Origin of the sequence: Sulfolobus islandicus Y.N.15.51 (genome assembly GCF_000022485.1) — an archaeon.
Lineage (GTDB): Archaea > Thermoproteota > Thermoprotei_A > Sulfolobales > Sulfolobaceae > Saccharolobus > Saccharolobus islandicus.
The window spans coordinates 235230-260039 of record NC_012623.1 but is presented as its reverse complement, the minus strand read 5'-3'; the positions used below and the strand labels follow the sequence as shown (position 1 = coordinate 260039).

Sequence of the window (24810 nt, the reverse complement as noted above, 5' to 3'; positions counted from 1 at the left end):
TGTTTTTTGCTATTTTATTTTTGCCTAGCATTTTCTTAAATTATTATGATATTAGTTGGCTTATATTCAATAATTCCGGGAAATACTTTGATAACGCTTATTACTCATGATTTAAAGTTTTATACTATGGACTATAAGCCCTTCATAAAAATTCTTTTCACTCTAGTAATTTTAGCCCTCGTAGACTATTTAGCCAATGTAATTTTAAAAGCATTAACATTTTACTTCCCTAAAATATTCACCTATACCTCTGACGCCTTTACAGCAATAACGGTTATTATAATAGCCATAGGTGGTTTTTACATTATAAGAATTTTACAAGGTTTAATTTACAGTCAATTACTGACAAAATTAGAGAAAAGTACAGCGTCTAGTATAAAAGTCGCTCTTGACATTATATTTTATACGGTTCTCGTTCTTGTAATACTAGCAGCATTAAAAGTAAACTTAACTGGAGTATTAGTCGGTGGAGCTGTAGGTGGTATTGTAATTGGTTTGGCAGTCCAAACGATTGCACAAAATATACTATCCGGAATATTAGTGACTTCTAGTAGGACAATAAGGCTAAACGATTCCGTTTCATTAATATCATGGATATGGGGAAACCCAATAATCGGAGAGATTAATAAGATATCACTACTCTTCACTGAAGTTAAGACAATTAATGGAAATGTTATTAAGATACCTAATTCAGCGTTTCTGGGAAATACTGTATTTCAAAAATTGGAATCTGAACACTCCTTAACATATCCTTATCAATTATTAGTTAATGCAGACGTTCCGGCTAATGACTTACTTAATTTGGCAAGGGCTTATATTAATAACTCCTTCTCAAAAATGAAAATCGGATTACCAGAAATTTATTTTACGGGAAAAAATGGAGGTACAAACGTTTTCACTGTAATTTTACATTTTAATGATATAAATCAACTCAATAATATATTAAGCTTAGTAAATGAGGAGTTTGATAAGGCTTATTAGGAACTTAAGAAAAAGAGTTAAGTAATAGATGAGTACAATACTAAAATTGAAATGTATTAAAAGATTATATTATACATTATAGTTTAAACTTTATTATACACGAGATCCCATTAATATATAATGGAATGGCAGAAGACAATAAAGACAAAACACGATGCCGATACGATAGTCAAAATACTTGCTGATCCAGAATTTTTCATACCTTTAGTTCTGCCAGTTAGGAAATTTCTTCTAAATTCTAATAAATTATATAGGTGTGAAGGAGCCATAGGAAGATTACCAGTTATTTTCCAAGGTGGAGAATATATAGGTTCTTATAATATTACTCATGTTATTGAATTCGAAAGACCACCTGGTGTCTCCGGGAAAATAAATATTCAAGCTATTGAGGATAAAATAAATATTACCATATTACTCCAGAATTTGTATATAATATATTTGCCGCTGAGGGTATATATATCCAATAAATTAAATGAACTGGAGGAAACATTTGATGAGAAAATTAGATTAGAGAGAATAAAGAGAAAACTCTAGCTTCATATTGTTCATCGAAAGTTGGTTTTTAGAAGTTCTATGACTTTCTCTCTAGCTAAATTTAAATTCTCCCTTATCTTTATAAACTCTTCAATATGCATCCTCAGTAATTTACCCTTTTCAGTTATTCCATAAATCTTTTTTCCATTTTCAGTTTTAATGCTTAAAGCGCCTACTTTTATTAATTGATCTAAATATTTTTGAGCTACCGAATAATTTATACCCGCACCATATATTACCCTTGTAACACCACATTCTGGATCACAACTCCTCAATATATCAAGCATTATTTCCATTGTTCCTCTTTTACGTCGTTCAACTCGCATATAATAATATACAAGTAGAAGTTTATAAACATTATCGGAAAATTAAATAACAGCGAAAATATTATAGGAATACGTTGAAATTTAGAACATAATATATAAACGCAATAAGAATCTATCATGATAAAAATTTTTATGACAAACCAGCGAGTAAGTTTAAGGAAAATTTAGAAAAGCTTATTTTAATCCGGTAATTCTAGTAGCTCCCTAACCTTTTGAAAAGTCGACGGACTTCCTAAGATTATCAACTGATCTCTAGGTTTTAGCTCAGTATCCTTATTGAAATAAGGGTCTATTTTATTATTCCTTATAATAGCCAACGGAACTACTTCACTAGGTAAATCGCTAATCTTCTTCGCTTTTTTGACTTCAAAGATTCCAATTATCATATCTCCAGTCCTTTCTGGAAATATTAAGCCCGCAATATTGATTGAGAGTGCTGCACTTGCAGCTATTCTACCTATAATATCTTCTCTAGGTATTACCAAATCTGCACCAGCTGTCTTAAAGATATCAGTTAACGAGTAATCCCTAATTGCAACTATTACCTTAAGGGGAGGGTTAAGTTTCTGTAGCTTAAGTGTTATTAATAGAGCTTCCATATCGTTTTCCATTATGACTATAGCGTTTTTTGCGTAATTGACACCAGCTGAAATTAAGTTATTATCATCCTTAGGATCACCTAGAATTACCGCATCTCCTCTATTATTGTTCGCAATGTCTTTAGAACTGGTCAACACAATGTAATCCACACCAAGTCTATTTAGCCTCCTAACGGCACTTAGTATTTCAGTACCGTTACCGATTAAAATAGTATGACCTTTCATATGTCTACCTCTCCATCTAGCTTTTGCGTCATTCCATGTAACCCTACTTATTAAGGTAGCTACAATACTCTGTATTATGCTAGTATATAATCCTACCGCAAGGATAATAGTCAACGTTAGTATTATCTTTTCGGTAGAAGTCATTTGGTAAATGTTCGGTGAATATAATCCTACTGTTGTTACTACATTCACTCCAGCGTAAATTGCGGAAATCCAGTCTAGATGCTGGTAGTTCACAAAAACTATTGCATTAATGAGTACTGCTACACCTAATAGCATTATTTGAATATAGATTCTCTTAAATACTGAATATGGCGCAACAAGATTTTCCAGGATCGGTATAACTATCCTATTCCAAATTTTGCCCTTATCCACAAATAGAGTATAATATTATTGATATTTTAAACAATCGCTTAGATTTGGGAAAAATCCTTAATAGCTTAACCTGGCTATTTCACTTATGAAGCTAACAAATAGGAGGAATTTCTTAAAATTACTCCTCATATCCTCATCGTTGTTGGTCTTGGGTAGGTTATCAATTAGTGAAATGCAACATGCTCAAAATGGTTTAACACCATTTGGTTCTTGGTATGTAGTTCAATATAGTCAAATCGTACCAGATATTCTACTAAATAACTATGTTTTAACGGTAGATGGTGATGTCGAGAACCCGGTACAATTAACTTATCAAAATTTACTTAACATGCCTTCAATTGAGGTTAAGGATACAATACAATGCGTTTCGGACCCCTATTTTCTAAGAGCAAATGTAGTTTGGAAGGGAGTACCATTGAGCAATATAATCGAAATAGTTAAACCTAAGCCTAGTGTAATAAAAGTAGTTGGTTACGGTGCTGATGGCTACACTGCAGATTTGCCTATAGAAAAGGCAAATGATCCAAATGTGCTAGTAACTTACATGGCTGATGGTAAACCATTGCCACAAGTTCATGGCTATCCAGTTAGGCTTTCAGTACCAGGATGGTGGGGTTATACTTACATTAAATGGCTAGTTAGGCTTCATTTCACATCTAAAAACATTTTAGGCTATTGGGAATCTCTGGGGTACCCTGATTATGCGAAAAAGTAACATTGGAATGATTATTTCGGCAATAATTCCATCATTTTCGTTAATTTACCAACCAGTTTGGATATTAGGACTAATGATAGGTTCCATATCTTCTACTAAGGCCTTTGACCCAACTTTTAAGGATTCGATTTACAGCCCTAATTTTCGAAAAAATACGTCAATAATCCTACTAATATTATCAATCTTAGAGGGTATTTCGGGATTTGGCGCAGGTCCACAAACTTCAAATATAATTAGTACATTAACTTTTAACTTGTTAAATAGAGGAAACTCTTTAGAATTACATCTAGCTATAATAATTCCATTGGCACTATTCTTCATCTTGCATACCGTCTCTGGATTTGGGTCATTATTACTTTCAAAAGGTATCAAAAATCCAATACTATTTAAATACGTCATCCCTTTAGTTTGGATAATAATGTATCTCGTGGTAGTCTATTTGGATCTATATTACTTTTTATGACTTAAATGCCCATTTTTAATAGGAAAATTTCCAAAATTAATAATAAAGATTTATATATGTGTATAAAGTAATGTAGATTATGTATCCAAAAAAGAGAAAATATTATACAATACGAAAGACATCAATCTGTCATTCGGGTTATAGAATATTTGAATGTGAAAGTGAGGAGAAATGTACCCTAATTGCGTGCACCCATGTAAGTAATTTATCAAGCCCCTTATTTTTTAACTCCTGAAAATTTTAGTTAAGAAACTTTTTAAGAGTCCCACAAGAGATGATTTTTATGTCAATAAAAATAGCTATAGATAATAAAGAGATTGTAGCTAACGAAGGAGAGACAATTTTATCAGTCCTAAAGAGGAATGGCATTTATATTCCACACATATGTTACAATGAAGGACTAGTTCCCATAGAAAGCTGTGATTCCTGCCTAATTGAGGTTAATGGGAAACTAGTTAGAGCTTGTTCAACAAGGGTCAAAGATGGAATGAACATTTCAGTCAACTCTAAAAGATCTATGGAAGCAAGGAAGAACGCAATCTCAAGGATACTGAGATATCATAAGTTGTACTGCAGCATGTGTGAAAATAATAATGGGGATTGCGTTCTTCACGAGTCTGTAATAAAATTGAATATTAACTCTCAGAAGTACATTGAAAAGCCTTATCAAGTTGACGATAGTGGACCCTTCTATGTATATGATCCATCTCAATGTATATTATGTGGAAGATGTGTTGAGGCTTGCCAAGATTTTGCAGTAAACGAGGTAATATGGATTAATTGGGATCTCAATCCCCCAAGGGTAGTTTGGGATAATGGTAATCCAATAGGTAACTCCTCATGCGTGAATTGCGGTACATGTGTTACTGTTTGCCCAGTTAACGCATTAATGGAGAAGTCAATGGTAGGGGAGGCTGGCTATCTCACCTGGATTAATAATGATTTAAAGAAAAAGGCAATAGAGGCTATAGGGAAAGCTGAGGATAACTTTAGCTTATTAATGACTTTTAGTGAAATTGAGGCTAATGCTAGAAGTTCGCAAATAAAAAAGACTAAAACAGTGTGTATATACTGTGGTGTTGGATGCTCATTTGAGGTTTGGACCAAGGGTAGAAAGATATTAAAAGTTGAGCCAAAACCAGAATCTCCTGCAAATGGTATTCTAACTTGCGTAAAGGGTAAGTTTGGATGGGATTTCGTAAATAGTCCAGAGAGAATTACTAAGCCTTTAATAAGGGAAGGAGATAGGTTTAGAGAAGCTAGTTGGGATGAGGCCATTTCATATATAGCTAAAAGGTTAAAGGAGATTAAGGAGAGGTATAGTCCAGATTCCATTGGCTTCATAGCATCGGATAAGATGAGCAATGAAGAGGCTTATCTACTGCAGAAATTATCAAGGGCTGTAATAGGTACTAACAATGTAGATAACTCAGCAAGATATTGTCAAGCTCCAGCAACAATTGGATTATGGAGAACAGTGGGAATAGGCGCTGATTCGGGTACAATTAAGGACATTGAAAACGCTAACCTAATTATAATTGTTGGGCACAATACCACTGAGAGTCATCCCGTGATAGGAAGTAAGGTAAAGAGGGCTAAGAAGATTAAGGGTTCAAAGATTGTGGTAATCGACGTTAGAAAACACGAGATCGCTGAAAAGGCTGACTTGTTTATCAAACCTAAGCCTGGTACTGACGCAGCAGTCTTAGCTGGTGTTACTAAATACCTTATTGATCAAGGATGGGTTGATAAGGAATTTATCGATAAGAAGGTTAATGGCTTTGAGGAGTTTAAGGAATCCATAAAGGGATTCACATTAGATTACGTGGAAAGTATAACCGGTGTTCCTAGAGAGAAAATAGTTAAACTTGCTGAAATTGTTCATAATGCAAGTAGTGTAGCAGTGCTATGGGGAATGGGAGTAACTCAACATTTAGGCGGAGCTGATACTTCAACGATAATTTCAGACCTATTGCTCATAACTGGAAATTATGGGAAACCGGGTAGTGGGGCATTCCCAATGAGAGGTCATAATAACGTTCAAGGAGTTAGTGATTTCGGTTGTTTACCTAATTATTTACCCGGATATCAAAAACTAGAGGATGAAAACATAATAGGGAAATTCGAGGAAGCTTGGGGTGTTAAGTTAAACAGAAAAGCTGGATTACAGATACCACAGATGATCGAAGGTGTACTAGAGGGAAAAATTCACGCGTTATATATAGTTGGCGAGGATACTGTAATGGTTGATTGTGGAACTCCTTTAACTAAACAAGCTTTAGAGAAAGTAGACTTCCTAGTGGTACAAGATATGTTCATGACTGAGACTGCAAAGCTAGCTGATGTAATATTGCCCGCAACTGCTAGCCTAGAGAAGGATGGTACATTCGTTAATACCGAAAGGAGAATACAAAGGTTTTACAAGGCTATGGAACCAATGGGTGATTCTAAACCTGACTGGGAAATAATACAAATGGTTGCTAACGCATTAGGAGCAAATTGGAGCTATAAACATCCAGCAGAGATAATGGATGAGATAGCTAAACTATGTCCTATATTCGCTGGAGTTAGCTATTCAAGATTAGAAGGGTTTAATAGTCTATTATGGCCAGTTAATGAGGATGGAAGCGATATCCCGTTGCTTTATACAAATGCCTTTGCTACTAAAGATGGTAAGGCTATACTTTATCCATTAACCTGGAAGCCACCAGAACTAAAGGATGAAGTTCACAAAGTGACTGTAAATACTGGAAGGGTATTAGAGCACTTCCATGTAGGTAATATGACTAGGAGAGTTGAGGGTTTGAGGAGAAAAGTTCCAGAGACATTTGTAGAGGTCTCTAAAGAGTTAGCCTCTAAGTACTCCATCAAAGACGGTGACCTTGTGCTTGTTAAGTCCAAATTCGGTGGAGAAATTAGAGCGAGGGCTATAGTTAGTGATAGGGTAGAGGGCGAGGAGATCTTTATACCTCTATATGCATCAGATCCTTCCAAAGGTGTAAATAACTTAACTGGGTTAGTGATAGATAAGGCTAGTGGCACTCCAGGGTATAAGGATACGCCGGTTGTTATCGAGAAAATAGAAGAGGGCAAGGGTGGGAGCCCCTTACCCTTAGATAATTGGAGATTTCACGTGAATGAAAGGAGAAGACAAATAGGTATAGAGGTGGAGAAGAAATGGAAGAGGGAGGAGTTCAAACCATTGACAAGCTAATTGAACAATTAATTGAGAGTAGAGAAGCCATCGAGAGTTTTTTGAAACTAATTAACGCTCTACAAAAGACTGGAATCTTGCCATTGCTAGTAGGAATTGTGAATAGTCTCGACCACAATTTGGCCTTTTTAGCCGAGCAAAACGCAATGTTGATAAGGAATGTTAATGTAATATATGGTGTACTTAGTGGGAAAGAGGAAGCTAAGGATATTAGTTTAACTGAATTAATTAAACAGCTTAACGACCCAGACGTAAAGAGAGGACTATATTTATTACTAAAGATACTTAAGGCGATTGGAAGTGCAAGTAAAGAGGTTTAACTTAGTAAGGGTTAAGGAGAATGAGGAATATAAGGATAGCGATTTCGTTGCAGTAGAGGAACCATTAAATATAAGGGTTTGTTTTGAAAAGTGTGAAGATTTCGCCATAATAATGAGAACGCCAGGGCATGATAAAGAGCTTTCCTTAGGTTTTTTATATTCTGAAGGTGTAATAAACTCTATTCATGACGTTGAGAGTATTGAGCAAGTGAAGAATAATGCTGTCGAGGTTAGATTAAGTAAGCCAGTTAAAGTAAGAATAAGAGACTTAATTGTAAATTCAAGTTGTGGAGTTTGTGGTAGAGCTTTTCTATATACGTTAAATATACTTAAATCAGATCTGAAAGTTAAAAAAGAGCTGATTTTCTCGTTTCCAGAAAAATTGAGGGAGAAACAGAGTGTGTTTAACATTAGCGGAGGTCTCCACGCTACGGCGTTATTTGATCCTCACGGAGAATTATTGCTTATATATGAGGATGTGGGGAGACATAATGCTGTTGATAAGGTAGTTGGTAAACTTCTATTAGAGGATAAGGTTCCAGCAAGTAATTACATTATGCAAGTTAGCGGAAGATTAGGATATGAGATCGTTAGCAAAGGGATAAAAGCGGGAATACCGATAGTATGTGGAATTTCAGCTCCTACTAGCCTAGCTATTGAAATTGCCGAAGAAGCTGGACTAACTCTTATAGGTTTTCTACGGGGAAAAAGTTTCAACATTTACACTCATGATGAAAGAATATATTAGATGATAACTTTTTAACATTATTAATAGGTAGTATTTTAAACCTATCTATCAGAATGTAACTTATGAATTATACATACTTGCTAGAGGAAGTTAGTTTATCCATGGTTTCAATTGTAGGTAGAAAAAGTGCCTACCTAGGCGAATTATATAAGATGGGATTCAACGTCCCTAAAGGGTTCATAGTGTCGTCAAGAGGAGTAAATGAGGCGATTAAAGATCTGGACGATGAAATAAGAGGAATACTATCTTCTGTTAATCTAAATGATACGACAGATCTCGAAAAGAAAAGTGAAATGATCAAAAACATGATCATAATGTCGAAATTACCTGAGGAAATGGAAAAAGAAATATACGAGAGATTCTCTCAACTGGGTTCAAAATACGTCGCAGTAAGGGCTACAGCCACATCTCCCTTAAGTGGTGCAAGTTTCGCTGGTGAGTATGAAACCGATTTATTTGTTACTAAGGAAAATCTCATTCCGAGTATTAAGAGAGTTATTGCGTCGTATTTTAACCCAAGGGCAATAGCTTATAGAATTCTGACTCATAATGAAGCTGGAATGGCAATTTTCGTCCAAACAATGATAAACCCGGTTAGTGCAGGGACTGCGTTCTCAATACATCCCATAACTGAAGAACCAGACTACGTATTTATAGAGTCATCTTTTGGTCTAGGCGAAAGTGTAACAAGAGGCATGGTCACTCCAGATCAATATATAGTGAGCAAGACTACTAGATCACTGGTAAGTAAAAGGATTTCTGAGAAGGTCATGAAACTAACTTACGATTTCGAGGACAGAAAGATAAAGAGCGTAGAACTGAGTAAGGAGGAAGCATCAGCTGAAAGCCTAAGTGATAATGATGCCATAAGGATTGCAAACATGGTTATAGCTGTAGAAAATATATTTAAGAGAAATATAAATATTGAATGGGCAATGGAAGATAAAAAAGTGTACTTATTGGAAGTGAGAGGGATTAGGCGATTATACCCCGAATTTTAACATTAATGGGGGGGGGGGTAAGGGGGCGGAAGTCTCCCTCCTTACGGTAGACCTAAAATCACCTCCTTAAAAATAAATCTATTGTATTAATAAGTGTTTCTAGTAGCTTAAATAGAGAATTTTCTAGATTGAATAAATAACCAGGAAACAAAAGAATTAGTAATAACCTGAACTCTTCCCTTCTCGCCATACCCTTAAATACGGTGTACAGGGAGTAGAAGATCATGGCTAAAACGAAGATCAACATGCGGAAGACAAACTTAGTGGAAGTGGTGAAGGGAAGGAGGGCCTTGATGTTCCGGTAAGAAGTCTCTATGGGACTCCTTACCTTGTCGTACAACTTTAACACCTCCTTCTTCGATAGGTCGAGATTAGTCCCCCTAGCAAAGTAAACAACCTTCTTCCTCTTAATCTTCTCACTACCATAGACCGAAAGCCTGAACTTAACCTGCTCATCCCTACTATGCCTCTTACTATTAGTTGTGTAATCCCCGTCAAACTCCTCATAGACCTTCACGTCCCCAACAGGCACAGCAATTATATACTTAAACTGTGAAATGAAATTGAGCACATCAACTGTGTAGAAACCTGCGTCAAGAGTTATCAACCTTATCTTGAACCCCATTGCAGTAACCTGCTCCACGAGGATCTTCACGATGTAGTCCTTGGTCATCTCGTTTACTTGTGTGACGAAAGCCAGTAGGAGCACTTTTCCATTATGTTTAGTCATTTCAGTGGCGTAGTTCCATGAGTTTCCCTTTTCCGAGCTTACTTCCACCGGTTTCCCGTACCAGGTTTTAGTGGCCCAGTCTATTGAAATGTCTATTTCCTTCTCTCCCTTCAGCGTCTCTAGGGATATTTTCCTCATTTATTGCAAGAGTTTCTCAACTACTTCTACACCTTGCTCCTCTGCGTAGTTCCTCACGGTTTGTGGTGACACGTTGTATGCGCTTGACTTGTTTTCTATGGGGTCGTTCCATAAACATGTTGAGATTAGCGTTTTCTTTACGTTCTCTGCCTTTTTCCCTTGGAAGTCTAATATGGAAAGTAATTTATACCCTATTTGTTGAGTGTTATTTTGGTGGGGAAGACCAGGTGTTATCATCGTGGTTCACCTTGTGATAATACAGTCTTTTTCACCTTAAGCCTTTCTTCAATTTGTTGAATTCTTTATAGTCTTATAAATTTCTTTATCTTTTATAAATTCGATATTATCCTACCAGAAATATTTTTTCTAATATGATCTTGGGTCTACCGGTGAGGGCGGGGTAGGCTCCACATGCTTTGCCTCTAACATGGCTAGGCGATGGCTTGAAGAGCCGAAGGAACTACTTGATTGGGGTCAACTTGAGGGCCTTCACCACCTCCTCCCCTATACCTAGTCTTCTTAGTCTCACCCTTGTATTCCCCATCCTTGAGTACGTGATAAACTATCCTACATATCTTGTTGGCCAAGGCTAATGTAGCCTTTTTGGAATTACCTGTCCTCTTCAACAAGGCTTGATAGAAGCCATTAAATTGGACCGTGTTCTTAGCGGACCTTGCAACAAGGAATAGAACGCGGGATAAGTGCTTATTCCCCTTGATGAGACCGTTGTGAAATTCGGTCTTCCCGCTCTGCTTAGTCCTTGGAGAAACTCCAGCATAAGAAGCAGCTTGTTTCGAAGACTCAAACCTGCTCACGTCTCCAAGCTCAGCGTAAATTGTGGCTGCAGAGATTGGGACTATTCCGGGTATCTTAGTCAACTCTACTGCTTCCTCGGGTAGGAACTTCATTATCTCGTTCTCCACTTCCTTGATTTGTTCTTCTATAATGTTCAGTAGGTCCAGGAGTTGTTTTAGGATGAACGCTTCTATTCTAGTTAATTTTCTTCCCAATAATTTGGAGTACTCCTTGATCTCTTCGTCAGTTAGCTTCTCATCAGTGGCTAGTTTTCTCACTATTTCCTTTGTCTTCTTTTCGAAGGGAGGTAGCTTGTATCCTGCTGTTTCTAGAACTTTCCTTATCTCGTTCTTTACTTGTGTCTTTCTCTCTACTAGTCCTTCTCTGTGTCTTGTCATTTCTCTTAGTTCTTGCATTTCTCCCGTTGGTATGTACGATCCTTTTACTGTGCCTGCAGCGTAGGCTATTGCGAGTCTTATGGAATCGTTCTTGTCTGTCTTCTTGCCTAGGACTTCAACTGTTTGGACAGGGTTTATCACGTTTACTTTTAGTCCCTTGTCTCTCAGTACGTTGTATACGTGGTAGAAGTATACTCCTGTTGCTTCCATTATTCCTTCTTCGTATCCTTCTAGGAATTTTATAAGTTCTTTGAGTCCTTCCTCGTTGTATTTGAATTCTCTCGTATCAGCTTCTTTTACTGTGTTGTTGTTTATTTCCATCTTGGTTGCAACAAGTCTTGATTCCCCCACATCTATTGCAAATACTTTAGGCTTTATCTTCCTTTCCATGTGTAATACTCTTTTTCTGATTCTTGAATTTTTCTATAATAATACGCGTTGTATTGTTAATTTTGTTAGGAGATAGTGCGAACTAACTATGAGAACGTCCCCTTAAATTTTTGCACACTCCTACTCGGGATGTTGTCCCACATGTTAGATCGCGGGGGACGTATAGCCAGCCTACCCCATGGGGTTTTATCCCCATGTTCACTTTCGGCTTGTGTTATTTTCTTGTTCTCTTTATAAAAGTTTTACTCTTGTAAAGCTTGTCTTCTTGTTTAGGAGTGTTGTTCGTGAAAATCGCCGTAGGAGTTCACGTCTTTTTCCGACCAGTTTTGCGTAATAACTGGTCTCTTATAGACCAGTTTAATTTCATTAATACGATTCTAACACTATGAAAATATTTGGAAATTAAGATAATTTTTACAATTTAATTCTGTTAAAATCTCTCTTTATCCCTCTTCTAGGTAGTGGAATAAGTCATAGAGAGAAGAATGAGTTATTAATTTAAACCGTTAAAATTCAGCATTAGTTTAACTTAAGTTCAGGTAAAGTTAAACTTAAAGCATTTAACGAGAATATTCTTATATGTATAGATTGAAGGTGTATAAGAAAGGTATTATTGTAATACCGAAGGAGATAAGAGAAAAATTCAACTTGAAAGAAGGTGACGAAGTTAACGTTATAGTTGACGATGATGGAATTTATATATTTCCTCGTGATGATATTAGAAAATACTTTGGTAGTGACAAGGACGCAATAAAAGCTTTAGACATTCTGGAAGAGGAGAGGAGAAGAGAACGTGAAAGTAGTACTTGACGCCTCTACATTAATTTTGTATTTTTATGGAAATAAAAAAGCAAAAGAGATAATAGAGAAAAATATGAATGAGGCTTTTGTAAATTCAGTAAATCTTACAGAATTCCTTTATTCATACGCAAAAGTCAAAGGTTGGAAAGAATCCCTATTAAAATATTCTTTAATAAGAAACACCTTTGAGCTAATAGATGTTAACGATGAGGATATAATTAAAAGCACAGCTAAGTTGAAAATTAAGTATAACCTCTCCTTAGGAGATGCTTTTTTATTAGCATCTGCTAAAAGTATAAATTCAACAGCTGTAACGAGCGATCACGAGCTTAGTAAAGTTAAAGAGGTTAAGGTAATACTGATTCCTAAGGAATAATGTGGAGAGTCATCAAAGCATAATCTCAACGAAGTAATACTTTTTAAAGCCGAAACTAATACCTCAATTTTTCACTTTTGGTTTACTCTCTAAGCTTATTTATTTATTCAACATGTTTATTTTCATGGGAAGAACACAACCCTCATACACTTACTCCCTACAGAGGGAGATTGAAAAATTAGAGAGGATAATAACTCGGACTTCTAACTTTTGCTTGAAAATCGCGCATAGTCCACACTACTTACGCAAGTGATAAAACCTGCTTTACTCACTAGCGTTAAACTGCCTATTATAGTACAGTTAATTTATCTTTTGATACTTCTATTCCTGCAACTGGGACCTCCAAATTTACCCTTATTCGGGCTTTATGCCCAACTTCCGGTTCAGAGGCGACCAAGCTCTCCCTCGGGCTTTAAACCCAAAATGGCCTACACCCCAGTCAGATCTGTATTACACAAATCTGACTAATATATAAGGAGTAAAAGTAATAACTCACGGAAGGCGTATAGCGAAGGTAAAAAAGATACTAGGAGTTTGCTCAGGTTCTCAAATAATTGCGGAAGCCTTGGGTGGAAAGGTTATTAAAGGTCCTTATGGACAAGAGGTAGGAGTTCAAGAAGTTAGCCTAATTGACGAGTTTAAGGAATTGTTCGGCACTGAAAAAAATTAAAGTTTTTCAACTTCACGGCGATACTTTTTCTTTGCCTAAAGGTTCCAAGCATTTAGATTAGGTAAAGCTATTGGAGTCCAATTTCACGTAGAGGTCGATTCTAGCATAGTTAAAGAGTGGGTTGAAACTTATAATTTAGATCCTTCACTTATTGAGGAAGTTAATAAAATAGAAGAAGAGCTAAAATTGTACTCTTCAAAACTATTAGAGTTCTCATTAGAGAAAATGTGATTAATTGGGCGTTAATTTAATAAGCCTAGATAAGTTCATCTTAAGTTATCCAAACTCTATGTATTTCTTTAGTTCTATCAAAATCCTTATCTTCACTTATAATTTTACTAATTGAGTTATTTAACATTACGGCAACGTGAAATGCGTCTGAAGGCTTTAGGTTATATTGTAGCATTATCTCTTTTGCTTTATCATAATCTTCTTTTCTTATAGGAAGGATGAGAGAGTTAGGTAAAACGATCTCGTCTAGAAAACTTATTGTATCGTTAAAGTTCACGTTATATTTTTTCTTTGAAATATAAATTACTTCATCTATAACTAATGGGTCTAAAGCTAGTCGATCTTCTTGTAGGACTTTAATATAAAAATTTTCTACTTCCTTTACACCCAAATTCAAGTATATGATAAAGTTTGCGTCAAGAAAAATCATCAAATTCCTCCTCAAGGCTCGAATAAAGCAAGTCTCCTAATTTAGCGCTTTTTGCATAAGCGGATATTTTAGCGTGATGTCCCTCAAGTCTTTTTAAGATCTCATTAATGTCAACCTTCCTTTCAGGTTCAAGGATAATTTTACCGTCATAGACGTTAAGAATAAGCTTGTCACCTTCTTTTATGCCTAGGAGATCTCTGATATCCTTAGGAATAATTATGTAACCTTTCTTTCCAACTTCCACTTTTAGAGTCAAGCTAGTTTCACTATAGTTAAACTAGCTAAGCTGATATTTAAATATTAAAGCGGTACCACGAGAGAGTGTCCGGAATGTAAAAAACTGAATTTTAATTTTTGAGAATAAATTGATTCTTAGCATTATCTTGGATTAAATTGTAGTAATACTTAAGTTATGGGAGGAGAGAGTAGTACCATGGCACGTACACTAAGACGCATCCCAAACTTAGTGTACTATTCTCTCCCCCCAAGAGAGGATATGCCGTGGAGGGAAAAATGGTTAACGGATATCAAACCCGTGCTAGACACCCTAGATTTAGAAAGAGTTCTAAGAGAAGGCACTCTGGTTTACCTGAAGTTACTAATCGTCATGGTACTCTACTCCTGTTCCTATAGAGACGCGGTAAAGATGGTCAACGTGAACGTCGTTGTGGCGTGGTTCGTTGGGAGGAAAGTGGGCAAGAGCACGTTACACGATTTCGTAGGAAGAGTATACGAAGTGAGGAAGAAGTTGCTGGAAATTTCCTTCAAGCTTGAGGAGAAGTGCCTACCCAGTAGCCCCGAGATTTAAGTCCCCGCTCAAGGGGATTAAGATAGCTGACAAGGGTTTCTCGCCCTCCCCAACCCAGCTCATAGCTATGGAGAGGGGCTACTGGGTATAGTTGTGTGAGAAAATATGTAAGCAGAAGGTTAAAAGTCTTCATCAAGACTCACCTGGAACCTTGAAGCGTGGAGTTGTTTGAGATGATATGAGTAATGCCTTATCACCGACATGGGCCTGAACTTCCAACGCGAATTACTTTCATGGATCGAAACGTAGAGATAGACCTCCAAGGAGCGAAGAGAGGGAAAGTAACCTCCGAGCTCCTCCTCGAACCTAGCCAGGGTCGAGTTGAAACTCTCCGACGTGTTATTAGTGTAGAGGTAGTGTCTAATCTCCCTGGGGAAGTTGAGAAAGGAACAATACTTGTCAGCAGCGTCAAGAAGCCTCTTGGCTCGGGCTGGAGAAAAGGGTTGGACAAGTTGGCTGAGGGACAATATAGCCTTCCTTCCCTCCTCCACCTTCGGTAGACCCAAAATCATCTCCTTGAAAATAAATCTATAGTGTAAATAAGTGTTTCTACTAGATTAAATGTAAAATTCTCTGGATTGAATAAATCAGGAAATAAAAGAATTAATAATAATCTAAACTCCTCTCTCCCCACCTCCCCCTTGAATATGGTATATAAGGAGTAGAGTACAAGGGCCAGCACGAAGATCAACGTGCGAAAAACAAACTTAGTAGAACCAGTAAATGGAAGAAAAGCCTTAATGTTCCTATAAGAGGTCTCTATGGGACCCCTTACCTTATTGTACAAATCCAACACTTCCCTCTTGGATAGGTCTAGGTTTGTAGCCCCAGCAAAATAAACAAGACTCTTTCTCCTCACTTCTTCCTTGCTGTACACGAGAAGCCTGAACTTGACCTGCTCATCCCTCCTATGCCTCTTACTATTAGTTGTGTAATCCCCGTCAAACTCCTCATAAACCTTAACATCCCCAACAGGCACAGCAATTATATACTTAAACTGTGAAATGAAGTTGAGCACATCAACTGTGTAGAAACCAGCGTCAAGAGTTATCAACCTTATCTTGAACCCCATTGCCATTACTTGCTCCACAAGAACCTTCACTATCTCGTCCTTAGTCATACCGTTCACTTGCGGAATAAAGGCAAGTAAAAGTACTTTCCCCTTATACTTGGTTGTTGCGTAGTTCCACGAGTTTCCTTTTTCAGATCTCCCTTTCACTGGTTTCCCATACCACGTCTTGGTTGTCCGGTCTATTGAAAGATCTATCTCCTTTACCCCCTTTAATATCTCCAAGGATATTTTCCTAGCTCTTTCCAATAGCTTTTCAATCACTTCCATCCATTGTTTCTCTACGTAATTCCTCACGGTCTGTGGGGATACGTCATACGCTCTGGACTTGTTCTCTACAGAGTTGTTCCACAAACACGCGGAGATGAGAGTTTTTGCTACCTTCTCTACCTTTTCCCCTTGGAAGTTCAACATGGAAAGTAATTTATATCCTATTTGTTGAATGTTTGGTGAGGGAGACCGGGTGTTACCATCTTCCTATCTCACGTGATAATACCACATCTCCCTCACCTTAAACCCTTTCTTCAATTTGTTGAACTCTTTATATTGTTATAAATTCCATTTATCTTTTATGAATTCAATATATTATCTTGTCAGAATTATTTTTTATAGTATGATTTTGGGTCTACCGGTGAGGGCTGGATAGTTCACCCATACCTTAATGCTATGCCTAACCCATACCTTGGATACTTCCAAGAGATGTTAGAATAGGGACAAGCAATCCTACAAGCACCACATTCCACACAATTCTCATATGATACTACAATTCTTTTATCTATCCATGAATAGACGTTTGCAGGGCAGACTGCAATACAAGGTTGGGGAACTCCGTTAACTTCTTCACATTTAAGACATTTATTGGGATCGATTATGGCTAAATGAGGTTGCTCGTCTTTTTTATATCTTAAAGTGTAAAGTTTTTCCTCTACTCTCATGACTTAAATACCCCCATACCCAATAATAAGTGTTTAAGTAGTTTAGACGTGTCCAATTTAACTTTAGAAAAGTCACTGTAAACCCAACCGTGCAGAAGATCATTAATTGTTTTCACATAATATTTGAAGTTCTCCTCCTCTATTAACTCCTTCACTAATGGTCTGCCATTCACAACTCTTCTAACTTCCCTATTTTTCATCAATTCACTTTCATATTTACTGCATTCATAAGATTCTAACGCTGCCTTCCCTGCAACTACTCCAGAGGCCACTGCGGGTCCTATACCATTAAATGTTAATGGATCCACCAGACCTATTGCATCTCCAGCCAAATAAATTTTACCTGAACAAGCTTTCCAAGATGGGAAACCATATTCTGGTATAACCTTTGCAGAGTATTCTCTGAGTGACGCTCCTTTGACCAACTCGTTAAAGCCCAATCTTTCCTTAACCTCATCTAATACAGTATAAGGTGTTATTTTTCTCTTTATAAGTATCTTCATCGGAATTCCGGCACCTATTGCCACTGCATCCTTATATACGTAAAGAAAGCCCGCGTATGGAACTGGATCTATCCCTAATATCCTCCAACTCACACCCTCATCATCAGCCTTGAATCCAAATCGCTTATTAACTTCATCCTTATTTAAACTATAGACCTCTTTAACTGTTTGCACAGCATGATCTGGGGTTAGATCAGGTCTTATATTAGCTTTCATTGAAACTAGGGCGTTGACGCCCTCAGCTAATACTACTCTATCTGCCCTTACTTCTCCCCTGTCAGTTTCTACCTTATATTCATTTCCCTCCCTTTCAACTCCTAACACAGTCGTTTTTGTTATCAGTAGTGCTCCAGCCTTTTCTGCTTGTTGAGCCATCCATTTATCTAATTTTAACCTTGCAACAGTTGCTAAATTTGATTCAACATTTACACTGATTCTCGTTCTATTAGAATTACTTAGTAAGATCAAATCCACATTCTTTACTTTTCTCTCTATCGGTATAGAAGCTATATCATAAACTGAAGAGAAATCCTCTAACCTTATCATTGCTCCGGAAACGTTTTTCGAGCCTGGCTCTGGACCTCTTTCTAATAATAGAACCTTGGCTCCTCCTCTAGCTGCTGTTATGGCTGCGGATGAACCAGCTGGTCCAGCTCCAACTACAACTATATCGAATTTCATTCTCAACTCACCTCCTTTTTCTTAAGCAATTCAACCATTTTAGGTACTATCTCGAAGATATCTCCAACCACTCCAAAATCGCAATTCTCGAAGATTGGCGCACTTGGGTCCAAGTTTATTGCCCCTATCTTTCTGGAAGATAATATGCCAACTAAGTGTTGCACTGCACCAGAAACTCCTAACGCTATATAAACTTTAGGCCTAATTGTTGTACCAGTTTGACCAACTTGTCTTTCCTTAGGATACCAACCCATATCTGCCAATGGCTTAGAAACTCCCACCACACCACCTAATAATGATGCTAACTCCTCTGCCATCTTTATATTTTCTGGGCTTCTAATACCCCTACCTACGCCTACTACTATATCTGCTTCCGCTAAGATGTTTCTCTTTTCTATAACTCTATAATCTAATACTTTAAGTCTAGTGAATAGATCATCAATCTCCTCTCTTACTAATTCTCCCTTTCTACCCTGCACTCTTGGTAATGGCATAAATACACCAGCTCTAACTGTAACCATCACTGGTCTATGTTTAGGACATATTATGGTGGACATCTCTTTACCTCCGAAGTCTGGTCTTGTTGAAAGTAAAACTCCTTTATCATCTACATCGAAGTTAGTACAATCAGCAATTAATCCAGTATTTACTTCAATTGCAGTAGTAGATGCTAATTCCCTCGTATTTTTAGTTCCTGGGAAGAAAACTGCCTCTGGCTTGTACTTCTTTATCACAGTGGCCAATGCTCTAGTATACACTTCATTATCATATCTATCGAATCCCTTAGTTTCCACAAAATATACTTTATCCGCACCATATTCAAAAGTTTCATCTATTAAGGATTTAGTAGCCTCACCACCAACTATTACTGCAGAAAGACTAGTATCCATTAAATCAGCAATCCTTCTTGCCTCTCCCATAATTTCAAAAGACGCTCTATTTGGTTTTTCTCCAATATGATCTATATATACCCAAATTTCCCCATTTACCTTAACCTTTGGTTTAGGTTTCACATACTCCTTTAATGTGCTCTCATCTTCTTTTAACGACTCGAAAATCTTATCTAAGAACCATTTTGCAGCTTTTTCAATATCTTTTCTACCATCTATTATTTCAGCCTTTCTAGTTTTGGGTGGGGGTTGAACTTTTATTACCTTAGTAGGAGATCCAGCTAAACCAATTTTGTCTGGCTCAGCCTTAATATCATCCTTGTTCCATACTGTAATTTTAGCAGTTTTAGCTTTAATTAGGCTTAATATATCAGGTTGTCTTGGTTTATTCGCAACTTCCAACATAGTTAATACTGTGGGGATAGGAGCTTCAATAACTTCTTCATCAAATTCAGTGGTTCTAGTTACTATTATTTTATCCTTTTCTAACTTCTTTATCTCACTGACATAACCTATAACTGGGAGTCCAAGCCATTTTCCAGTCTGAGGTCCCACTTGTTCAGTCTCTCCATCAACTGCCCTTCTCCCAAAGAGTATTAAATCAGCTCCGCCCAACTTTTGAACAGCCTTAGATACGGTATATGAAGTTGCCCAAGTATCTGCTCCAGCCATTGCCCTATCACTTATGAGATAAGCCTCATCGATTCCCATAGCCAGAGCTTCCCTGAGTGCTGAATCAGCTTGTGGGGGACCCATTGTTATAACTATAGTTTTCGCTCCGTATCTTTCCTTTAATCTAACAGCCTCTTCTATTGCGTGTAAATCGGGGGGATTAATAACAGCTGGTACTCCTTCCCTTACCAAATTATTAGTTACTGGGTCAATCCTTAGCTCATCCACATCTGGGACCTGCTTTATTGAAACAACAACTTTGAGTTCCGGCAATTCTACCTCTATAATGAGTATTCTTGATAGTTTTTAAGATTTCACAAAAAAGGATGTAATTTAAAGTCCTCGAGAGAGCATCCCAAGTGTAAATAATTCAATAAATCTATGTATAAGTTTATAGATAATAACTCAAAAGAAAGCATAAACTCTTGAGAAATTTTGAATTTTCACTTGGAGTAAAATCTTGAGTAATACTTAAAGGGGACCGGGAAGACGTAGTACAAGGATTGGGAGATATGAAACCTTGGATAGAATACTACAATCTCCCGGTCCCCTATGATAAACTATCATCAAGGCATAAAACTCTTTTGAAAATGCACTACATACTAATCACCTCAAAAGCACTATCATCACTAGACCTATACATACTTAGAGTACTCATCGTCATGATGATATGGCAATGCTCCTACAGAGATGTAGAAGCATACTATTACACGGACATTGTAGTAAGATGGTTTCTAGGAGAACGCAAGTCAAAATCCGAAAACCACAGAAGGGCAAAGAAACTTAGGGGAGAAATAAAGAAAGCATTCAAGGAATACGCAAAAGAACTTGAGGAAAAGCTAAGCAAACTAGAAAACTACTTGCCAAGTAGTGCCTTATACGGCAAAGTTAACAAACTCTGGGCAATAGATTCCAACATAATCGAAGTACCCTTCGGAAAGAGAAACAAGGAGACATTAAAGAAAAAGCTAGAACTCAACTTGAGACAAGGAAAGTTTAGGGAAGCAGCAAACTTAATTTACTACTATATGAGGGCTAAGATTCATCGTAGATTTAAGGGTGAGTTTGCGAAGAAGAGGGGTAGGAGTTTCTTCGGCTTCAAGGTTTTATATGCTATTTCCCCAACCATGATTCTTCACGCAATTCAAGTTGAGTTTGCAAACTTTCCCGATAATAAGGTTGGTTTTGGTATGAGTGGTTATAAGGTTGTTGATAGGGGTTTCTTGGGAATGCCCTCAACTTGGATAATTGGTTTTTCTAGTTTTAGACGTTATGTTGAATTCTTTGGTATTTTCTTGAAGAGGTATTGGAGACCTTACGCTATTAACAAGGATATGGTTGAGGTTTTTGTTTACGTTATTGGAATAATTTACAATTCCTTGATTTACACTTCCGTGTTAGCAAAAGTTCCGCAAGAGGAATTTGTCAAACTCTCTAGTTAACCCTAGGCTAGGGTTAACTAGAATAATATGGGGTATGTTTGAAATTCATTTTTTCTCAACTATAAGTTATTTTATATTACAATAAAATATTAATCTTCCCTCATATTGAAAGATATAATTGACTTCTATTCTCAACTAGTTATAATATTGTTTTTCTATCACATTATATTTATTGAATTATTTGCATTCTGGACACTCTCTCGAGTGAAGAGTATAAAATAGTCCCTTTATTGCAAGGATTTCACTGAATCAAAATAAAAATTGTGAAAGAGATAAAAAGAAAAAGGAAATATTATATCTTATACTACTCTTCTTTCCTTCAAAATGTCTTCAATATCAGTAGTCGGCTTTCCTTCAAATTCTATTACATCGTGTGCTGGTGGATTATCCAAATATGATGGAGATCTTTCAGCAATTCTTTGCTCGTAAGTTGACACTAGTTCGTTTTGATAGAATACGCCAATTGGTATTCTGTTTCCCCACTCCGTGCTTTTCAATATAGCCTTACTCATCTTGTCCTCTGCCTCTTCTGGCTTTTTAACTACTGGATCCCAACCTGGATCGTCGTCTAACTTGTAAACTCTCTTATCATAATACTCTTTAGTGTGAATATCATTGTAAGTTGGACAAGGTTGCAATACATCAATCATTGCTAATCCCTTATGCTTAATAGCCTTCTTAATTATCTCCTTCAAGTGTTTTACATCATAAGCATATCCCCTTGCGACGAAAGTGTATCCAGCACTTATCGCAAGAGCTATTGGGTTTACGTCAGAATTAATATTGGGTTTTGGTAAACTCTTAGTCTTAACACCCAACTTTAGTGTGGGTGAAGCTTGACCCTTAGTTAATCCGTAAACACCATTATTGTGAACTATTACAGTCAAATCTACATTTCTCCTTCCAGCACTTACGAAATGACCAACACCAATACCTAATTGATCTCCATCTCCGCCATTTACAATAACTTCCAAAGATGGGTTAGCCAATTTTACGCCTATGGCGAAAGTTAATGCCCTGCCATGTAAAGTGTGTACTCCACTCACTGGTAACCTAATAAAGTGAGGAATCTTTCCAGAGCAACCTATACCGCTTACCAACACTACTTTTTTGGGATCTAAACCAAGTTCTTGGATTGCTTGCTGCTCAGCGCTTAATATGCCGAAATTACCACAACCTGGGCACCAATCGTTCCACTCCACCTTAAGCGCCGCCATGTAAGACCACCTTCCTTTCTCCTTTTTGAACAACTGCTTTTATAGCTTCCTTTACTTCATCTCTCATCATGGGTCTACCATTCCACTTTAATATATGATGTGTAGGTTCAATCTCAGTGTTCAACTTTAACACTTCTCCCGCTTGCCCAAAGTAATTACTTTCCACATCAATTATAAACTCTCTCCCGCTTAATAGCTTCTTCATTAGGTTCTTGGGGAATGGACTAAACATTCTTATCTGAATTAACATTGGTTTAATTCCCTCACTCTCTAACTCTTCCATAGCATCCAATATGGCTCCCTTAGGAGATCCCCAAGTTATTATGGCTATCTTTGAATCAGTATTTCCGAAGATATTAACCCTGTTCTCCTCTGGTATTTCCTTGTCAGCAGTAAACAATTTCTTTATCCTCTTTTCATACATTTTCTCCCTATTTTCACTAGCTTCCGCTATGAACCCATATTCATCGTGTTCATCTCCAGTATAATGAATCCTAGTTGTACCCAATGGGGCAAATGGGGATATTCCATCTTCAGTTATTTCAAATCTCTTTAATTCTGGTGTACTTGAATTAATTACAATCTTACCCTTTTCTACCCTTATGTTCTCCATTCCTAATTGTTTCTTGGGAATAATTGAATATGAATTCGCTAGCGCCTTATCTACTAAATGTATTACCGGCGTTTGATACTTTTGGGCTAAATTAAGTGCCCACGTACCATCGTGGAAGGCTTCAACGTGATCACCAGATGCTATAACTATTCTGGGGAACTCACCATGTCCTGCGTTTAAAGCGAACATTAAATCAGCTTGAGACGTTCTAGTTGGCTGACCCGTTGAGGGACCTCCTCTGATATAATAAGTGATCACAACTGGTACTTCGTTCATTCCAGCCCATCCCATTCCCTCAACCATTAAGGAGAATCCTGGACCAGAAGTGGCAGTAGCTGCTCTCACTCCAGTTAAGGCAGCACCAGAAGCCATATTTATTGCCGCTAATTCGTCCTCTGCCTGAACAACTACTATTGTAGATTTTCTTTTTTCTCCGGTTTTAGGATCTACAGTGAATACAGTTTGATGTGCCTCTATGAAAACACTCTCATCGCTTGCTGGAGTTATTGGATAGTATGACTGGAACCTTAATCCACCATAAATCTTACCTATGGCTGCTGCCGTATTACCATCTAAGTTTATTTTCTCTTCATTATTAGGTAATTCCGGCAAATTATACATTGGTTGAATTGGTTGCATTGCCAATTGTGAAGCTATAGTGTTAATTTTAGCGAAGACTTCTTGCCTAAACGTTCTGGTTATAGAGTTTAATAGATATTGCTCTCTTAATCCCAACAATTTGTAGGAAGCAGCTATGGCTATGGTGTTTCTAGCCCTATCAGCAACGCTTAGCTGTACCTTAGCTTGGTCAGCCACCTTCTTTAAAATCTCCATGTAATCTATTGGTATTACCTTAACCCCTTTCTCTTTCTTTAAATAATTTATTACGTCTCTTACTGTAGTCCCATAACCTTTTTCTTTCAAGAATTTAATCACATGTTCAGTGATTTCTGGTTCCATGCTCTGGACTTGTTCAGCCTTGGTACTCTCAACCTCAGTACTATATATTAATACGTCTTTTACTTCATTAAAATGCTGAAATATTGTTTCTGCATCAAAGCTCGTTAAAATCTCAACTTGTTGGGCTATGCTTCTTGGCGGTTTGTCACTAATAGTTAGGTTAAAATAGGAATGTCGACCTTTGATGTTGGAGTAATACTCCCTGTTTCCATATATGTAATAACCGCTAGCAGCTACGGCATTGCCAAAAATATTAGCGGAAGTGTCTACACCTGAACCTTGGGCTCCACCTATCATCCAGCTTATTCGCATGAGTTATCAGTATATAATTATAGATATAATGGTAAATAAGAGTATCCCTACTAAAAATATGTACTTACTTCCTAATGTTTAAAAATATTAGTGAGGTAGTTTATTATATTATGTAAATCTAATAATAACTTAAGAATTCATAAACTGGATTTTCCTTCAGTACAAACTTTCCAAACATTAGACGATATATCTAAGAAAGATTTAAATTGACTACATAAGTTATGTAACTATATAATATCGGTAATTAT

The 24810-nt window shown here is 37.0% G+C and carries 22 protein-coding genes and 4 pseudogenes; 13 read left to right on the top strand and 13 right to left on the bottom strand.

Annotated features, from left to right (window positions below; genetic code table 11):
- Positions 1–45 precede the first annotated feature (45 nt).
- Together YN1551_RS01410 and YN1551_RS01405 are read left to right on the top strand one after the other, a co-directional pair.
- Complete coding sequence (locus YN1551_RS01410; protein ID WP_012717052.1) at positions 46–981, top strand: mechanosensitive ion channel domain-containing protein; 936 nt, start codon at positions 46–48, stop codon at positions 979–981.
- A gap of 120 nt (positions 982–1101) precedes the next feature.
- Positions 1102–1515 carry a DUF3211 domain-containing protein gene (locus tag YN1551_RS01405; protein ID WP_012716708.1) on the top strand — a complete coding sequence of 138 codons (414 nt, stop codon included), beginning with the start codon at positions 1102–1104 and terminating at the stop codon, positions 1513–1515.
- 11 nt (positions 1516–1526) lie between these two features.
- Here the strand turns inward: YN1551_RS01405 and YN1551_RS01400 are convergent, their stop codons facing one another.
- Together YN1551_RS01400 and YN1551_RS01395 are read right to left on the bottom strand one after the other, a co-directional pair.
- The gene (locus tag YN1551_RS01400) at positions 1527–1841 is read right to left on the bottom strand and encodes a winged helix-turn-helix domain-containing protein (RefSeq protein ID WP_014513167.1); all 315 of its coding nucleotides are present in this window, start codon (positions 1839–1841) and stop codon (positions 1527–1529) included.
- Between the two features lie 179 nt (positions 1842–2020).
- Complete coding sequence (locus YN1551_RS01395; RefSeq protein ID WP_012717051.1) at positions 2021–3040, bottom strand: potassium channel family protein; 1020 nt, start codon at positions 3038–3040, stop codon at positions 2021–2023.
- Between the two features lie 85 nt (positions 3041–3125).
- Here YN1551_RS01395 and YN1551_RS01390 point away from each other — a divergent pair, with 85 nt between their 5' ends.
- The 6 genes from YN1551_RS01390 (at position 3126) to YN1551_RS01365 (ending at position 9501) form a co-directional block, all read left to right on the top strand.
- Entirely contained in the window at positions 3126–3755 is a 630-nt protein-coding gene (locus YN1551_RS01390; RefSeq protein ID WP_012717050.1) for a molybdopterin-dependent oxidoreductase, read from the top strand.
- A complete protein-coding gene (locus YN1551_RS01385; protein ID WP_012714466.1) occupies positions 3742–4218 on the top strand; it encodes a hypothetical protein in 477 nt (158 codons plus the stop codon). Before YN1551_RS01390 ends, YN1551_RS01385 begins: the two co-directional genes overlap by 14 nt.
- Positions 4219–4492: 274 nt before the next feature.
- Positions 4493–7432 carry a formate dehydrogenase subunit alpha gene (gene fdhF / locus YN1551_RS01380; protein ID WP_012717049.1) on the top strand — a complete coding sequence of 980 codons (2940 nt, stop codon included), beginning with the start codon at positions 4493–4495 and terminating at the stop codon, positions 7430–7432.
- Positions 7396–7752, top strand: a complete 357-nt coding sequence (locus tag YN1551_RS01375; protein ID WP_012712406.1) for a helical membrane plugin domain-containing protein — start codon at positions 7396–7398, stop codon at positions 7750–7752. The genes fdhF and YN1551_RS01375 overlap by 37 nt, the downstream gene beginning before the upstream one ends.
- Positions 7733–8500, top strand: coding sequence for a formate dehydrogenase accessory sulfurtransferase FdhD (gene fdhD / locus YN1551_RS01370; RefSeq protein ID WP_012716713.1), 768 nt, complete (start codon positions 7733–7735; stop codon positions 8498–8500). The genes YN1551_RS01375 and fdhD overlap by 20 nt, the downstream gene beginning before the upstream one ends.
- 62 nt (positions 8501–8562) lie before the next feature.
- Positions 8563–9501 carry a PEP/pyruvate-binding domain-containing protein gene (locus YN1551_RS01365; protein ID WP_012714469.1) on the top strand — a complete coding sequence of 313 codons (939 nt, stop codon included), beginning with the start codon at positions 8563–8565 and terminating at the stop codon, positions 9499–9501.
- 58 nt (positions 9502–9559) lie between these two features.
- Here the strand turns inward: YN1551_RS01365 and YN1551_RS01360 are convergent.
- Both YN1551_RS01360 and YN1551_RS01350 read right to left on the bottom strand, forming a co-directional pair.
- Positions 9560–10606, bottom strand: a pseudogene (locus tag YN1551_RS01360) (ISH3 family transposase).
- Between the two features lie 194 nt (positions 10607–10800).
- A complete protein-coding gene (locus YN1551_RS01350; RefSeq protein ID WP_012717048.1) occupies positions 10801–11952 on the bottom strand; it encodes an IS110 family RNA-guided transposase in 1152 nt (383 codons plus the stop codon).
- A 579-nt stretch (positions 11953–12531) separates the two neighbouring features.
- On the opposite strand from YN1551_RS01350, the gene YN1551_RS01345 reads away from it, so the two are divergent.
- From YN1551_RS01345 to YN1551_RS17940, 3 genes are all read left to right on the top strand, one after another.
- The gene (locus YN1551_RS01345; protein WP_012717047.1) at positions 12532–12762 is read left to right on the top strand and encodes an AbrB/MazE/SpoVT family DNA-binding domain-containing protein; all 231 of its coding nucleotides are present in this window, start codon (positions 12532–12534) and stop codon (positions 12760–12762) included.
- On the top strand, positions 12746–13129 hold the full coding sequence (locus YN1551_RS01340; RefSeq protein ID WP_012716716.1) for a type II toxin-antitoxin system VapC family toxin: 384 nt from the start codon (positions 12746–12748) through the stop codon (positions 13127–13129). The genes YN1551_RS01345 and YN1551_RS01340 overlap by 17 nt, the downstream gene beginning before the upstream one ends.
- A 487-nt stretch (positions 13130–13616) precedes the next feature.
- Entirely contained in the window at positions 13617–13799 is a 183-nt protein-coding gene (locus tag YN1551_RS17940) for a glutamine amidotransferase-related protein (protein ID WP_338107615.1), read from the top strand.
- Between the two features lie 271 nt (positions 13800–14070).
- Here the strand turns inward: YN1551_RS17940 and YN1551_RS01335 are convergent, their stop codons facing one another.
- Positions 14071–14460, bottom strand: a complete 390-nt coding sequence (locus tag YN1551_RS01335) for a type II toxin-antitoxin system VapC family toxin (RefSeq protein ID WP_012716718.1) — start codon at positions 14458–14460, stop codon at positions 14071–14073.
- Positions 14447–14716 (bottom strand): AbrB/MazE/SpoVT family DNA-binding domain-containing protein, encoded by a 270-nt coding sequence (locus YN1551_RS01330; protein WP_012716719.1) that lies wholly within the window; start codon positions 14714–14716, stop codon positions 14447–14449. The genes YN1551_RS01335 and YN1551_RS01330 overlap by 14 nt, the downstream gene beginning before the upstream one ends.
- A 156-nt stretch (positions 14717–14872) precedes the next feature.
- Here YN1551_RS01330 and YN1551_RS01325 point away from each other — a divergent pair.
- Positions 14873–15350 (top strand): annotated as a pseudogene (locus YN1551_RS01325) (IS5/IS1182 family transposase); the annotation flags it as partial.
- A 37-nt stretch (positions 15351–15387) separates the two neighbouring features.
- On the opposite strand, the pseudogene YN1551_RS16445 reads toward YN1551_RS01325, so the two are convergent.
- The 5 genes and pseudogenes from YN1551_RS16445 to YN1551_RS01300 form a co-directional block, all read right to left on the bottom strand.
- Positions 15388–15759, bottom strand: a pseudogene (locus tag YN1551_RS16445) (transposase); the annotation flags it as partial.
- 17 nt (positions 15760–15776) lie between these two features.
- Positions 15777–16810, bottom strand: a pseudogene (locus YN1551_RS01315) (ISH3 family transposase).
- 174 nt (positions 16811–16984) lie between these two features.
- The gene (locus tag YN1551_RS01310; protein ID WP_012712409.1) at positions 16985–17272 is read right to left on the bottom strand and encodes a ferredoxin family protein; all 288 of its coding nucleotides are present in this window, start codon (positions 17270–17272) and stop codon (positions 16985–16987) included.
- Positions 17269–18456 (bottom strand): NAD(P)/FAD-dependent oxidoreductase, encoded by a 1188-nt coding sequence (locus tag YN1551_RS01305; protein WP_012716722.1) that lies wholly within the window; start codon positions 18454–18456, stop codon positions 17269–17271. The genes YN1551_RS01310 and YN1551_RS01305 overlap by 4 nt, the downstream gene beginning before the upstream one ends.
- Positions 18457–18458: 2 nt before the next feature.
- Entirely contained in the window at positions 18459–20291 is a 1833-nt protein-coding gene (locus YN1551_RS01300; protein WP_012716723.1) for an FAD-binding protein, read from the bottom strand.
- Between the two features lie 239 nt (positions 20292–20530).
- Here YN1551_RS01300 and YN1551_RS01295 point away from each other — a divergent pair, with 239 nt between their 5' ends.
- Positions 20531–21460 (top strand): transposase, encoded by a 930-nt coding sequence (locus tag YN1551_RS01295; protein ID WP_012715708.1) that lies wholly within the window; start codon positions 20531–20533, stop codon positions 21458–21460.
- A gap of 299 nt (positions 21461–21759) precedes the next feature.
- Here YN1551_RS01295 and YN1551_RS01290 read toward each other — a convergent pair whose 3' ends face one another.
- A complete protein-coding gene (locus YN1551_RS01290) occupies positions 21760–22677 on the bottom strand; it encodes a 2-oxoacid:ferredoxin oxidoreductase subunit beta (RefSeq protein ID WP_012717042.1) in 918 nt (305 codons plus the stop codon).
- Complete coding sequence (locus YN1551_RS01285; protein WP_012716724.1) at positions 22664–24562, bottom strand: 2-oxoacid:ferredoxin oxidoreductase subunit alpha; 1899 nt, start codon at positions 24560–24562, stop codon at positions 22664–22666. Before YN1551_RS01285 ends, YN1551_RS01290 begins: the two co-directional genes overlap by 14 nt.
- Between the last annotated feature and the right edge of the window lie 248 nt (positions 24563–24810).

Bases quoted from the DNA above. Each gene is read 5' to 3' on its own strand.
- YN1551_RS01410 (WP_012717052.1), top strand. From the start codon at position 46: ATGATATTAGTTGGCTTATATTCAATAATTCCGGGAAATACTTTGATA.
- YN1551_RS01405 (WP_012716708.1), top strand. From the start codon at position 1,102: ATGGAATGGCAGAAGACAATAAAGACAAAACACGATGCCGATACGATA.
- YN1551_RS01400 (WP_014513167.1), bottom strand. From the start codon at position 1,841: ATGCGAGTTGAACGACGTAAAAGAGGAACAATGGAAATAATGCTTGAT.
- YN1551_RS01390 (WP_012717050.1), top strand. From the start codon at position 3,126: ATGAAGCTAACAAATAGGAGGAATTTCTTAAAATTACTCCTCATATCC.
- YN1551_RS01385 (WP_012714466.1), top strand. From the start codon at position 3,742: ATGCGAAAAAGTAACATTGGAATGATTATTTCGGCAATAATTCCATCA.
- fdhF (WP_012717049.1), top strand. From the start codon at position 4,493: ATGATTTTTATGTCAATAAAAATAGCTATAGATAATAAAGAGATTGTA.
- YN1551_RS01375 (WP_012712406.1), top strand. From the start codon at position 7,396: ATGGAAGAGGGAGGAGTTCAAACCATTGACAAGCTAATTGAACAATTA.
- YN1551_RS01365 (WP_012714469.1), top strand. From the start codon at position 8,563: ATGAATTATACATACTTGCTAGAGGAAGTTAGTTTATCCATGGTTTCA.
- YN1551_RS01350 (WP_012717048.1), bottom strand. From the start codon at position 11,952: ATGGAAAGGAAGATAAAGCCTAAAGTATTTGCAATAGATGTGGGGGAA.
- YN1551_RS01345 (WP_012717047.1), top strand. From the start codon at position 12,532: ATGTATAGATTGAAGGTGTATAAGAAAGGTATTATTGTAATACCGAAG.
- YN1551_RS01335 (WP_012716718.1), bottom strand. From the start codon at position 14,460: ATGATTTTTCTTGACGCAAACTTTATCATATACTTGAATTTGGGTGTA.
- YN1551_RS01310 (WP_012712409.1), bottom strand. From the start codon at position 17,272: ATGAGAGTAGAGGAAAAACTTTACACTTTAAGATATAAAAAAGACGAG.
- YN1551_RS01305 (WP_012716722.1), bottom strand. From the start codon at position 18,456: ATGAAATTCGATATAGTTGTAGTTGGAGCTGGACCAGCTGGTTCATCC.
- YN1551_RS01295 (WP_012715708.1), top strand. From the start codon at position 20,531: ATGAAACCTTGGATAGAATACTACAATCTCCCGGTCCCCTATGATAAA.
- YN1551_RS01290 (WP_012717042.1), bottom strand. From the start codon at position 22,677: ATGGCGGCGCTTAAGGTGGAGTGGAACGATTGGTGCCCAGGTTGTGGT.
- YN1551_RS01285 (WP_012716724.1), bottom strand. From the start codon at position 24,562: ATGCGAATAAGCTGGATGATAGGTGGAGCCCAAGGTTCAGGTGTAGAC.